Here is a 13,662-nt window from a genome sequence, read left to right on the forward strand (position 1 = left end):
TGCCTCAGAATGTTGTACGCACACCAACGTAGGCTGCACGCCCACCTGTGCCGTAAGACGATGCTTCGTGATAGTCTTTGTCGAAAATGTTTTCCACACGTCCATAGACCGTTGCGACCTCGTTAATTTTGTAAGAGGTTTTAAAATCATAAACGGCAAACCCACCCATATAGCGTGACGTTGCGCTGTCATAGGTTCGCCCTTTTGCCCGAACAGACAGGTCTGTGGTCAAATCGTCTATCGGTTCATATGCAAGGGTTAAAGTCCCCTCATGTTTCGGACGACGCGCCAGCGGCCCACCAGTGCTTTCATCTTCTGCCAAGGTAAAGGTATAAGTCGCATCCGCGTTTAAATTATCCAAAACTTCAACATTTAAGCCCGTTTCAACCCCTTTGGTTTTTGCGCGCGCCGTATTCTGATACCCGGCCATAGACCATTGCGTCAGATTTTTGGCTGTATTTTGGAAATAGGTCACATCCAATGTAACCCTGTCCTCCCAAAACAACTGTTCAACCCCGAAATCAAAACCTGTGCTTTCTTCCGGCTTCAAGGCCGTATTGCCCCAACTGGGGGAATAAAGTTCGTAAAGGCTGGGCGCACGAAATCCTGTGCCAATGCTGCTGTGAAACCGCGTACCAAAATCGGCAAGATCATAAGACCCTGTCACACGATAGGTATCATGCGTACCGTATTCTTCATGGTCATCCACTCGCCCGCCGATCGAAAATGATAATTGGTCAAACAAGGCAAACTGATAGGTCAGAAAATACCCATTGTTGCGCACAGACTTATCAATCCCCGCCTGTTCCGACCCTTCCGTTTCGGTTTCTGCACCAAAGACAAGGTTGTGATTTTCAATCAGGTTCAGATTGCCCTGATACTCAAATTTACGTTTATTGCCGTCGTAATACTGTCCACGACTGTTCCCATTATAAAGGTCGCGCTTACTGATCATGTAACTGGCGCCGACCTTGTTTTTCAGGCGATTATCAAACAAGGAAAAATTGCTGCCCAAATATGCACTGGTTTCTTTCTTGTACATATTTTCGTTGCCATCAACAGCCTGACCACCAGACCAACTGTCATATTCAATATGAGAACGCATATGGCGCAATTTTGTTTCAATATCAAAATTTTCCGTAATGGCAAAACCAAGATTGGCATTCAGCGTCAAGTTCTCGTTCCCATCGGTTTCGTTATTGCCGTTGCGTTCATCGGCAGCCGAAAACCCGTGGGAATTAAGATAACTTGCAGACAAGGAATAATTGACTTTCTGCTGCGAACCGGACAGGGATGCCTTGACATTCTTGGTATGAAAGCTCCCATATTCGGCCGAGGCATTGGCACGTGTATCCCCTTTGCCTTTTTTGGTGATAATATTGATCACCCCGCCCATTGCATCCCCGCCATAAAGGGTACTTTGCGGACCGCGCACAATCTCAATACGTTCAATATCCGTCACCATCAAATGACCAAAATCATAAGAAGGTTGCGCGGCGCTGGGATCGGCCATTTCCACACCGTCAATCAACAACTGGGTGTGATGTGCGTTCATACCGCGCATGAAAATTGATGTCGCGGACCCAAGGCTTCCGGTTTGAGTGATGGATAGTCCGGGGACTTTGCGCAGAACATCAATAACTTCGCGTGCTTGTTCACGTTCAATTTCTTCTGCGCTAATAATGGTTGTGGCACTGCCCACCATCGACAAGGGGGTTTCTATTCGGGATGCGGTAACGACCACATCTTTACTTTGCGTTTCCTGCGCATAGACCGGGGATAACATAAAAGTTATATATCCTGCGGTCATAACAGCACATTTGACAGGGCGAACGAGTTCGTTCAGAGTGCGCATTGCAGACTCCGTCTGTGTGAATTTATCCGAGTTCACGAAGCCTTCCGTGGATCCGCCAAGATTTCGGAAGGCTTCATGCATTTAAGCGCTGTGAAATGAGGGAGAGCCCTTCCAACAGCAAGTCATGACGCAAAAACGACATGACAAAACAAACGAATTAACCGCAAACCAAAATAAGGTGTGCAGACAAACCGATAAATGCTCTGGATGGAAACTTTAGGAAAAACTGATAAGATTCCCACCATAGCGACACAAAAAAACGCGTCACCACAATGGTGTGCCATGCCTTCAAACCTCCCCGTATGAAGGACGGGTAACGCTGACGTAGGCAGGTCTCCTGACTATGCGGGTCTTAGCTAATCGGTTCGACCTTCCCGGCTGTGTGCTCTTGCCAGTGATCCTTCTTAGAACCGACGCTTTCCGCTTACAGTTGCGGGGGCAGTGCTGGATTTTCACCAGCTTCCCATTTTCACCCCAAAAATGTTCGGGGCACCAACGTCTAGCGAATTCTTATTATATTTTGATAATAGAGTCAATTTTAGAATTTTATTTAACTTAAACCAGTTTTAATTTGAAGCTATACAGCTTTAATTAAAACTGGTTGTCGTGGCGTTGGATGGGGAGAACCTGTAACCCACTCCGCGTACCGTTTGAATGATAGAATGTTTGCTTTCATTGTCGATTTTACGTCGAAGATAACCGATATAGACATCCACCAGATTTTCGGTGACTTCGGTTTGTAAGCCCCAGACATTTTCCAGAATTTGACTTCGGCTGAAAGCTTTGCCCGGATGGGACATTAGAAATTCTAACAAACGGAATTCACGTAAAGCCAAATCAATTGTTTGGTCGTTCAAGCTTGCTTTGTGGGCGTGGCGATCAATACAAAGATTGTTAACGCGCAATACTTGGGAACCTGCGACCTCGGGCTGATCAACACGGCGTTTCAACGCCCTTAAACGGGCGAGTAATTCAACAAGGGCAAAAGGTTTGCTTAGATAATCATCGGCCCCAGCATCCAAACCGTTGACCCGGTCTTCGACCTCGTTAAGGGCCGTGAGCATTAAGACGGGTTTGTTAATGTTCCTTTTGCGAATTTCACGGCAAACTTCCAGACCATCCATATCTGGTAATAACACATCCAGAATAATGCCATCATATGGATAAACTTCCAATGTCTCCACGGCCTCATGTCCGCGTTCTACCCAATCAGCAATGTAGCCTTCGGCTTTTAAGCCGCGGCAAATGAAGCCTGCAATGCCGGGATCGTCTTCAACAATCAGTAAGTTCATGCTGCTTTTCCTTTTTGTTCTAGGGGAAAGGAAAGTTCAATGCTCACGCCGCCATTTTCGATATTTTTTGCATAGATGTCACCGCCATGTTCGGTGACAATCCATTTGGCAACGGCTAATCCCAGACCGGTTCCACCACGTCTGCGTCCTTTGGGGGTCTGGTAAAATCGATCAAAAATGTGGGGGAGATCGTCTGCCTCCACACCTGTTCCTTGATCCTGAATGGATATAAGGGCATGGCCTTTTCGTTGGGTCAAACAGATGTCGACCACTGTTTTGGACGGTGAAAATTTGATAGCGTTATCCAAAATCGTGACCAAAGCTTGCGCCAGCCAATCAGCCTCACCGGAAATACGACAACCTTCTTTGCTGTTAATCTCGCAATTTAGCCGAATATTATTCACTTTAGCCAAGCCCTGAACCCTGTGTACCGCGTTGAGAACCACTTCTTCCAGAAAAAGTGCAGAACGGTCCAGAATGAGACGTCCATCATCGGCTTTGACAATCATCAACAGATCTTTGATCCGACGTTCCATGAATGTTGCCTGTGCCTGAATGGTGCTCAAACTCTTGTTTGTTTCGATGTCATTGAGTGCTTGCCCCGTGCGCAAGCTGACTTCTGCTTCGCCAATGATGGTTGTCAAAGGGGTGCGGAGCTCATGGCTGACATCTGAAAAGAAACGTTGCCGACTGTCATTGATTTCTTGTAGCCGTCGATTGCTTTCCGTCAAGGAAGCTGTGCGTTCATTAATTTTTTCTTCCAGATTTTGATTGAGCCGGTGGACCTTTTGTCGGCTTTGATGCAGGCGATGGGCCATCCGGTTGACGTGAGCATATAAAAGGCCGATTTCATCATGTGTTTGCCGATGAATGCGATCATCAAAATGGCAACGCCCCAATGTGTTGATATGTTTTATTAAAGAGCTTAACGGACGAACCAAAAAGAAAAACAATACATATATAACAAGTCCAGAAGCGGACACCTGAAACAACAAGATGATCAGCCCTGAAAAAGCCAAGTGGTCTTTGCTGGCTTGCATTTGTTCCGTAACATTTTTTATTTCTTCGCGTTCATCTTGAATGGCGTTCTGGATCAAGATATCGAAAGATTGTTGGAAAATGGGCAGAACGGTTCGGGACCATTCTTCTTGTGTTTCAATGGATTTTTGACTGATATCAATGGCCGTCAAGGCGGCTTTAATTTGTCTGAAACGTCCCTCTTCTTCACGTTCTTTGTCTTGTTCTTCAGTGTCGCGGACAAATTCGATTTCATCAGTGGTAATGCTTTGAAATTGTGCCAGATATTTTGTGATATTGTGCGCAGCGTCTTCTAAGTCATTTGTCACATCCGTTGTATGGTTGAAGTGGAGAACCCGGTACAATAAATATCGATTTACGTTGGCTGATAGACTTTCCAGTAATTCAAGCTGTTGGTGGGATCGTTGCGCCCTTAAAAGTAAATAAAGGGATTTGTCGGCAGAATAATGAACCCAAAATGCCATGACGGTGCTGGCGACAATAACCGCAATCAACACAATTTGTATTCGCCATCGAATAGAAAGTTTGCGCATTTGTCCCTCCTTGCCTCAAAGGGCATGCTAGAAGGGAATGGTCGACCACGCAATTGGACGTAAGTCTAGGGTCAAGGCCTGAAATGGTGAAAAAGACACCCCCGTCCAGAACGGGCATACCGGGCGGGGGTGTGCCTTCCCGTATAACAGGAAGTTTGAACGTTAACGGTAACTCAAAAGCCTAAGGTCATCCTGAGAAAATCATGAGAGCTTTCTCAGAAATGCCTATTTCCCTGTAATTCAACCAAAGTCTAAGAATATCTAAGGCCTTTCTCAGAGGGTTCTCAGCGTTATCTCAGAATTTTAATCCATAGTCGTTGCATCGCCGCTTCTTATCGGGCGGAAAGACGCAAAATCATATTATGTCTGGGAGAATAAACATGAAACTCGCTACCAAAATAAAAAGGGCGCTTTTGATGACGTCCGGCTACGCATTTTTAACGGTCTGCGCCGGGTCGGTCGTTAACGCCAAAGATGTCACATGGGAAGATATCGCCAACGATGCCCAAACGACACAAGATGTGTTGATGTATGGCATGGGACCCAAAGCACAACGTTATAGTAAACTAGATAAAATTAACGCCGACAATGTCAAAAATCTGGTCCCGAAGTGGTCGTTTTCATTTGGTGATGAACGGCAACGTGGTCAAGAAGTTCAGCCCATCATCCATGATGGTGTTGCCTATGTTACCGCGTCCTATTCGCGTCTGTTTGCGATTGATTTGAAAACGGGACTGAAAAAATGGAAATACTCTCATCGTTTACCCGATGATATCCGCCCTTGTTGCGATGTGATTAACCGCGGGGCAGCAATTTATGGTGACAAAATCTATTTTGGAACACTGGACGCAGCAATCGTCGCCCTGAATAAAGATACCGGAAAAGTGGTTTGGAAAAAGAAATTTGAAGATCACAGCGCCGGATACACCATGACCGGCGCACCGACAATTATTAAAGATCAGAAAACTGGCCGTGTGATGTTGGTCCACGGGTCGTCCGGGGATGAATTTGGCGTGGTTGGACGTTTATATGCCCGTGATGTCGATACCGGCGAAGAAATATGGATGCGTCCATTGGTTGAAGGTCACATGGGACGCCTGAATGGTAAAGAAAGCACACCGACAGGTGATATTAAGGCCCCGTCCTGGCCTCGTAATGAAAAGGGTGAATTGAAAGAAGCCTGGCATCACGGTGGGGGGGCACCTTGGCAAAGTGCCTCTTTCGATCAGGAAACCAATACGATCATTATCGGTGCAGGCAACCCCGCGCCCTGGAATACGTGGAAACGCACGCCCGGTGACAGTCTTTTTACATCCGGTCAGGCCTATATTGAACCTTCAACAGGTGAATTGATCGGTTTTTATCAACATACACCCAATGATGCCTGGGATTTTTCCGGTAATAATGAAATTGTCTTGTTTGAATATAAAGATGATAACGGAAAACTGGTAAAAGCAGGGGGACATGCGGATCGCAACGGCTTCTTTTATGTTACAGACCGTGAAATGTTGGCAAAACGGGGCGAATATCCAAACAAACCGACAAGCCTGTTAAATGCCTTTCCTTTTGTGGATAATATTTCTTGGGCAAAAGGTATCGATCTGAAAACAGGACGCCCCATCGAAGTAAATGGACAACGCCCGCCACAACCGGAGCCCGGACAGAAAAAAGGCAAAGCGATTGAAGTTTCACCGCCGTTTTTAGGTGGGAAAAACTGGAACCCCATGTCTTACAACCCCGATACAGGCCTGTTTTACGTTGGTGCAAATCACTGGAAAGAAGACTACTGGACTGAAAATGTGACCTACAGTAAGGGGGCCGCATATTTGGGGCAAGGTTTCCGCATTAAGAAAATGTACGAAGATCACGTCGGTATCTTGCGTGCGCTTGACCCCATCAAAGGCAAGATCGTTTGGGAACATAAAGAAAAATTACCGTTATGGTCGGGAAATCTGTCGACGGCTGGTAATTTACTCTTCACCGGGACAAGCGATGGCTATTTTAAGGCTTTTGACGCCAAAACGGGTGATGAATTATGGAAATTCCAGACTGGCTCGGGGATTGTTTCCTGCCCGGTTACTTGGGAAATGGACGGTAAACAATATGTGGGCATTGCCTCCGGTTATGGTGGTGCGGTGCCTCTGTGGGGGGGCGATATGGCTGCCTTAACGCGTACCGTTTCTCAGGGTGGTTCATTCTGGGTTTTTGAAATCCGTTAAACGAAACGCTTACTCCCTTTTTTCCGTTCTCATGTGTTCGGGAAAAGGGGAGTAAACATGTGAAGGTATTTGAGGATGCGATATATAGCGATCATAATTGGACTGTGTTCAGGACTTGCTTCTTTTTTGTCCTTTTCCCCCGTTCAGGCAGAAGAGATGGGGACCCCTTTGGTCATTAACGGGTGCGAAATCAAGCCAAAAACGGTCTGTCATAATGTTGACCTGCGTCATGCACAATTAAAACAGGTTGATTTATCCGGTGCCGATTTGCGCGGTGCGAATTTAATGAATGCGGATCTGCGTCATGCCAATCTACGCGGGATCAATCTTTCGGGGGCGAAACTGGATGGTGCGAGATTGCAAATGGCCTTTTTACAAGTTGCCAATCTGAAAGGGGCGAGTTTGCACGGGACAAATCTGGAATTTGCCCGTATTACCAAGGCTGATTTAAGTGATGCAGACTTGACGGCTGCCAATCTGGAAATGGTCTGGGCAAAAAGAACCCAATTTGTTGGTGCGCGTTTGATTGCCACAAACCTTCAAGAAGCCAAACTATACGAGGCAAATCTGAAAAATGCGGTTCTGGAAGGGACACGCAACAAGTTCACAATTTTTCAGGACGCCTATATGGAAGGGTGCCAAGGTTGTCCGCTGGATTGGTAGGCGGGAATTTTCCACTCTATTATTTTGCCACTGGCCCGTTTGGACCTATACGGAAAAAGTGGGGTTGGATAAACCCGCTTTTTCTGATCTGATGCGCGAACATCGGGCCAAAACAGTTCCACTAAAAGCGACAAGCTGGTCGCAAATTCCTACAAAGTTGTTAACTTCGTGCATCACATATAGTAATATAACGCTTTGACATACAATGCCAAATCATTCAGCCCCTCCGACAACTTCAAAGAAAGTGATGATGCGAGCCAGCCCGTCCGAAGCTCTTTCCATACGTCTTCTTGGCACGATGGACATTTGCCGTGATGGCTACAGTATCACATCAACCCTGCCTCTCAAGGGTCGTGCGGTTTTGGCATATCTTGCCACTACACCAGGGATCGCTCATTCCCGGCGTAAACTCTCTGAAATATTTTGGCCTAATCTGTCTGGAGAAGCGGGGCGGAACAATTTGCGCCAAGTACTGCTCATTGTTCAACGCAAGCTGATCCAGAATGAAAGAAAGCCCATTGTTATTGCCAATCGAGACAGCCTTACTTTCAATACGCACGCGAATATCCTCCTCGACCTTTCCACATTTATGAGCCCCCTTCCCCCCTGTGACAAACAACACGCACCCACGCCGACCTGTGAGACATGCCTGCACGACTTAGAGACCATGTCATCAGCGTATGGGGGTGATTTTCTTGACGGACTGAACATTGATGATGTGCCAGAATTTGACGACTGGCTGTTGGTTCAACGTGAAGCCCTTCGTCGGCGCGCTGTGTTATTGCTCGAACAGCTGGTTGAATGTCATGAAAGCCAAGGACGCAACAAGAATGCCCTCCACTATGCCCTGCGGCTATGTGAAATAGATCCGTGGAATGAAGAAGCCCAGCGCCGGGCTATGCTGCTTCTGGCGACAACTGGGCAAAGGGCCACGGCCATAGGGCATTTTGAGGCTCTGCGACAATCGCTACATCATGACTTGGGTGTCACGCCACAAGACGAAACCCAACAACTGGCCGAACGTATTCAGTCGGGAAGCTTACGAATCACAGACAGCGGAATGCCTGCGCGCCAGTCCCCGATTTCTTCTGCCGTAGAACGACGACAAGTCTCTGTCGTCTCGGTTGGCATCACACCACAAGACGCCGATATGGAAGGCGCATTGGATCAATTAAATGAGTCCATCAACAACATTTGTAATATTCTCAGTCTTCACTCTGGATACGTTGTCCGCACGCATGACGGTGCCCTTTTAGCCTACTTCGGTTACCCTCACCCGCGGGAAAACGCAGCTGCCTTGGCGGTTAACGCCGCCATGGATGTTTTGAAATCGACCTTGCCTGTTCTAAAGCCCCGTCTGGGCGCACACACTGGCATCGTTCTGATCGGCGACGACCCGCAACTTCCTGACCCGATCGGTCACGTCTCAGCAATGGCGCAAACCTTGCGTTCCAGTGCCGCACCAGGAGATGTTTTGATCAGTGGTGAAACACAAAAACTTGTCGCCGGATACTTTCTAGCAGAACCCGCCCTCCCCGAGAGTACTCACCGAGGAGCATTTCGTGTACTGGCCCCTAGCGGGGCGAAAAACCGCCTGCAGGCCCAATCCAATTTGACGCAGCTATTCGGCCGCGAAAGCGAAATGATCACCCTGAAATCAGTCTGGCGCGATGGGATGATTTCACACACCAGAGCGGTGGTCCTGCATGGTGATCCTGGCATTGGAAAATCTCGCTTGGTTCACACCTTACGCCATGATGTCGTGTCCTCGAGCACACGGGTTGTCGAGTTTCAATGCAATCCTGATTACAATCAATCGCCACTTCGTCCTGTCATCGATGTGTTGGAAGCTTCGTTCGGTTTTCACCAAGACGACAGCCCTGAACGACGTTTCAAAATCATCGCCCAACACCTAGAAAGCGCCGCGCCGCACACGGCAAAGGAAGCACTTCCCCTACTGGCAGAACTGTTGTCACTGCCCGTGCTTCCCCCCTATCAAGCGTCCGGCGCATCCCCCCAACGTCAACGCGAACAGATAATGGACCTTTTGGTCACTTACTGGCTGGACTTTGTCGAACAAGGCCCGACCTTGCTGGTCATCGAAGACTTACATTGGATTGACCCAACGTCACTTGAACTAATTGGCCGCTTGCTCGAAAACCAACATAAGTCGAAATACATGGTTATCATGACCGCCAGGCCCGAGTTCACCCCGCCGTGGGCAGAGAACATTTTCCTTTCTATCGCATTGCAACCACTTTCCGACGATGAAATCCGCGCAGTTGTCTTGTCGTCAAACAAAGCTTTTGGCGCAGAAGAAATCGACCAAATCGTTCGCCTCGCGGACGGCATCCCCCTGTTTGCTGAAGAGCTTCTGCTCTGCGTCCCCACACTATCAGAACATGTTGAGGAACAAAGTCATACGATACCCGCAGCATTGAGAGATTTACTCGCAGCCCGTTTGGACTCTCTGGGAAGTGCCAAGTGGATTGCCCAAACTGCTGCAGCCATCGGGCGAACAGTTGAACTCCCCTTGCTAGAAAAAGTGATCAGCCTCAACATCCAGGATGTGAAACTGCCCCTGCAACAACTCGCGCAGGCGGGCATTATTGAAAGTCAATTGCATACAACGCTGCAGTTTCGACACGCCCTTTTCAAAGATGCTGCGTACAATGCCCTGGCTCGCCAAGACCGTGAAGCCATTCACTGCCGTATAGCCAAAGCTATTGAGGACAACTTTTCTGAGATGGCACTCGCCCGTCCGGAACTTCTAGCCCAACATTGGACAAAGGGGGGAGAGCCTGAATATGCTATTCCCTATTGGATCAAAGCTGGAAAACTTGCGATGCGCCACAACGCCATAGAAGAGGCAATCAGTCACTACAGTTCCGGCCAAAACACCTTGCAGCAATTACCACAAACACAAATGCGTACTGATATGGAATTCGCCCTTCACGTTGCATTGGGCACAGCATGCTACGCCATTGAAGGATACGCATCTGATCGTGGTGCAGCCTCATTTGCAAAAGCCTTAACCTTGATGGAAGACACCCAAGGAAATGCTGAAACCTTTCAAGCTTTATGGGGGTTGTGGGCAGGACATAGCTCACATTCCGATTGGCGGGCATCTCTGGCCTTAACCTCGCGTTTGGGCGTTATGGCCTCGCAAATACCCGATCCACTGTTTCGTCAGCAAGCTGCGTTTGCGGCTGGAAATACGCAATTCTGGCGCGGAGAATTTGCAGATGCCGAAGACCATTTGCGCCAATCCAGAGCCCTGTACACACCAGAACAAAACGCTGTTCACATCGATATATTTGGTGAAAACGGATTTGTCACCAGCACCTCATATCTATCCTGGACATTAAACATATCCGGCAATCAGCGTGAAGCCCGTAAAGCCAGCGCAGCCGCCCTGAAGGAAGCCCACCGCATCGAACACCCGTTCAGCCTAGGATATGCACTAACCTTTGCTACTGTATTGCAACGCATGCAACGCCGTCCCAACCAGACCTTGGCACGAGCCGAAGAAACCATCGCGCTCGCGGAACAATATGGCTTCCCCCTATGGCTGGTCAGTGGATCTTTGCTTCGCGGTTGGGCATATGTCATGCTTGGCAAGCCCCAGGCATTGGATGAGATGCGGCAATGTGTCAACACCGCACGCACCCTGATGGGAGGCGTCTCAGTGATCTTTCTTGAGATTCTAGCGGACGGTCTCTATCACGCTGGGATGATCAAGGAGGCTCGTGCGATTATTGCAGAAGCCTTAGAATTGGTTGAGCCTATGGACGATCATCACATCGAAGCGGAATTGTTCCGCTTGAACGGTCTGTGTCATTTGGCTGATCAACCCACTGAAAACAACGAGGCGATTACATGTTTCTCTAAGGCCCTTGAGATTGCGCACGATCAAAAGGCAACCCTTTTCGAACTACGCGCCGCCATACAACTCGCCAACCAATGGCAAAATATGGGTCAAACCAAGCAGGCACAAAACCTGTTGGCCGATATTCTCAAGCGCATGCCAAAAGATGACGGCTCTCCTGACTTAAAAAAGGCGCATTCACAGATGGAGCGCTTGAACGCTGGTCAGTAGTACAAAAAGCCCAAAGTGCGTTTGATTGCGCCAAAAATGGAATCATCATCTTCAAAGAAACCCAATCCCACATCTCCGGTTCTAAACTGCCGATAAAATTGAGAGTGGTTACCCAAATCAGACATCACCTCATTGAGGTTTGTGTTGACGATTTTTTCGGATGTTTTCAGCTTATCTGTATAAATTCGTTCAAGGTCCATTCCCTGATCAAGTTCTGCTGTGCTGAGGGTCTCATTTGCGTATCGAGGTTTTCGTGGTGTCAAAAGAATCAAAGTTGATTTTTTGGTTTCCGTTTCTTCTTTACGCGAAAACAGGTACTGCACACCCGGGATATCTTGCAAAATAGGAACGCCACTCTCACTCTTGTCCCGCCCCCGTTCGCTGAGGCCGCTGAGGATCAGGGTTTCGCCGAATTTCATGACAGCTTTCGCCTGAACCGAGGTTTTCGTCGTCTGAGAAAAGGCATCATAACCGACATGTTCGGATTGCATTTCCAAGTACTCATGTTCCGCCTGAATCTGGATACTCAGATCGTCATTGCCCATGAATGTTGGCGTAACGCTTAACGTGATACCGACATTTACATCCTCCATGCCACCATCGTACAGATTACTGGACAGTTGCACGTGAAGAACTCCACCGGAAAAGAATTTCGACGTCTCATTGTCCGCAGCCAACAGTGACGGGCGTGCAATAATTTCGGCTTTGTTATTTTCATCGTTAAAGATGTTGAGGTTGTATTCCAATCCCTTCAACGTCAATGCGGGACTACCTGAAAATTTAGAGGGAGACGTCGAGCCGACGCCCGAAGACTCTTCGTAAGAATAAGAAACCAACACACCACCCAAAGTGGTTTGCAATCCATCCAAAATATTGATGCCTTTGGATTGAGCCCGTACCTCTTCGGTGCGGATAATCACCACATCAATCAGGGCCATTTTAGGCTGCGGCGTCTGCTTCTGGGAAAGTTGCGACGCTTGTGTGGTCGCCTCCCCCCCGGCACCTATGTTCCCTCTGCTCACAGGGAGCGTTGGTGCTGCCTTTGGTGAGGTTGGTTCGGTTTCAATATCAGAAGCCCCGGAACCATAAGTCACAATATCCGACGGCGGTTTGCCGAATACCGTATTGTCAGCTTGCACATAAAACCGTTTCCAGTCTTGGACACGCTTATGGGTTTGTTTGATCTTCTCGTCAGCCCAATAGCTTTGCCCCGTATCTACCGATTTGCGAACAAGGGACTCGTATTCATCCAGCAACCGCGGTGTGTCAGAAAAATTGCCTTTTGCGGCTTGAGAAAAGACGACATTGCGAATGCTATCCGCTCGATCTGGCGCTAATCTGTATGCTTTTTGAGATGCCCAGTGCGCCATTTCAGGGTCATGGCTATAATAAGATGCTGTTGCCAACGCATTCAAGACATCTGGATTGTCGAGGTCATAAGTCAGGGCATATGCAAACTGATTTTGCGCCGCGCCATACTCACGTTTATGGAAATAAATTTGCCCTAGCAAATACGCGGCCATAGCGTTCGATTCATCAAACATCAATGCCGTGCGATACCCTGTCTGCGCCAAAGAAAGCATCTGAGCATCCCCAGACTGCCCACGCAGATGATAAGACAACGCATTCAAAAAATGAAGATGGCCGTTATCAGGCTCCAACCGCAAACCAGACTCAAACGCCTTTCCGGCATCTTCGAACTCTCCGAGGTAGATGTGTTCCATGCCTGATTTTACTAGGTTTTGCAATTCATTGCGTACCGTCATTTGAGACAGCATGGTTTCAATTTGGCTCGAATGGTGGTTGACGACAAATTGCGCTGTTCCTGTGTGCATACGATCGCCAGCACACCCTGCAAGTAGGACTGCAGAAATCAGTCCCGCAACCACACTGCCTAGATTCGTGCGGATATGGGAGAATACACGATTTCGTGCGCCTTGGTCTTTCAAGTTTGTTCTCATGC

Annotated in this window: 7 protein-coding genes and 1 riboswitch; of the genes, 3 read left to right on the forward strand and 4 right to left on the reverse strand. The window is 48.1% G+C overall.

Features of this window, described 5'->3' with window-relative positions; translation table 11 throughout:
- Positions 1-4: 4 nt before the first annotated feature.
- The 3 genes from ACN0VA_RS12970 to ACN0VA_RS12980 form a co-directional block, all read right to left on the reverse strand.
- On the reverse strand, positions 5-1,855 hold the full coding sequence (locus ACN0VA_RS12970; protein ID WP_417821570.1) for a TonB-dependent receptor plug domain-containing protein: 1,851 nt from the start codon (positions 1,853-1,855) through the stop codon (positions 5-7).
- A 309-nt stretch (positions 1,856-2,164) separates the two neighbouring features.
- Positions 2,165-2,367: riboswitch (cobalamin riboswitch) on the reverse strand.
- A gap of 75 nt (positions 2,368-2,442) precedes the next feature.
- Entirely contained in the window at positions 2,443-3,147 is a 705-nt protein-coding gene (locus tag ACN0VA_RS12975) for a response regulator transcription factor (protein WP_417821571.1), read from the reverse strand.
- Positions 3,144-4,718: a sensor histidine kinase gene (locus ACN0VA_RS12980; RefSeq protein WP_417821572.1), complete on the reverse strand. Its 1,575-nt coding sequence runs from the start codon at positions 4,716-4,718 to the stop codon at positions 3,144-3,146. Before ACN0VA_RS12980 ends, ACN0VA_RS12975 begins: the two co-directional genes overlap by 4 nt.
- A gap of 416 nt (positions 4,719-5,134) precedes the next feature.
- Here ACN0VA_RS12980 and ACN0VA_RS12985 point away from each other — a divergent pair, with 416 nt between their 5' ends.
- From ACN0VA_RS12985 to ACN0VA_RS12995, 3 genes are all read left to right on the forward strand, one after another.
- Positions 5,135-6,937: a methanol/ethanol family PQQ-dependent dehydrogenase gene (locus ACN0VA_RS12985; protein WP_417821682.1), complete on the forward strand. Its 1,803-nt coding sequence runs from the start codon at positions 5,135-5,137 to the stop codon at positions 6,935-6,937.
- A gap of 156 nt (positions 6,938-7,093) precedes the next feature.
- Complete coding sequence (locus ACN0VA_RS12990) at positions 7,094-7,600, forward strand: pentapeptide repeat-containing protein (protein ID WP_417821573.1); 507 nt, start codon at positions 7,094-7,096, stop codon at positions 7,598-7,600.
- A 247-nt stretch (positions 7,601-7,847) separates the two neighbouring features.
- A complete protein-coding gene (locus tag ACN0VA_RS12995; protein WP_417821574.1) occupies positions 7,848-11,699 on the forward strand; it encodes an AAA family ATPase in 3,852 nt (1,283 codons plus the stop codon).
- Here the strand turns inward: ACN0VA_RS12995 and ACN0VA_RS13000 are convergent.
- Positions 11,693-13,660, reverse strand: coding sequence for a hypothetical protein (locus ACN0VA_RS13000; protein ID WP_417821575.1), 1,968 nt, complete (start codon positions 13,658-13,660; stop codon positions 11,693-11,695). The genes ACN0VA_RS12995 and ACN0VA_RS13000 overlap by 7 nt on opposite strands.
- Positions 13,661-13,662 lie beyond the last annotated feature (2 nt).

Origin of the sequence: Terasakiella sp. (assembly GCF_048267425.1) — a bacterium.
In the GTDB taxonomy this organism is placed as follows: domain Bacteria; phylum Pseudomonadota; class Alphaproteobacteria; order Rhodospirillales; family Terasakiellaceae; genus Terasakiella.

Excerpts from the sequence above, each read along its gene's own strand:
- ACN0VA_RS12970 (WP_417821570.1), bottom strand. The coding sequence starts at position 1,855 with ATGCGCACTCTGAACGAACTCGTTCGCCCTGTCAAATGTGCTGTTATG.
- ACN0VA_RS12975 (WP_417821571.1), bottom strand. The coding sequence starts at position 3,147 with ATGAACTTACTGATTGTTGAAGACGATCCCGGCATTGCAGGCTTCATT.
- ACN0VA_RS12980 (WP_417821572.1), bottom strand. The coding sequence starts at position 4,718 with ATGCGCAAACTTTCTATTCGATGGCGAATACAAATTGTGTTGATTGCG.
- ACN0VA_RS12985 (WP_417821682.1), top strand. The coding sequence starts at position 5,135 with ATGACGTCCGGCTACGCATTTTTAACGGTCTGCGCCGGGTCGGTCGTT.
- ACN0VA_RS12990 (WP_417821573.1), top strand. The coding sequence starts at position 7,094 with ATGGGGACCCCTTTGGTCATTAACGGGTGCGAAATCAAGCCAAAAACG.
- ACN0VA_RS12995 (WP_417821574.1), top strand. The coding sequence starts at position 7,848 with ATGATGCGAGCCAGCCCGTCCGAAGCTCTTTCCATACGTCTTCTTGGC.
- ACN0VA_RS13000 (WP_417821575.1), bottom strand. The coding sequence starts at position 13,660 with ATGAGAACAAACTTGAAAGACCAAGGCGCACGAAATCGTGTATTCTCC.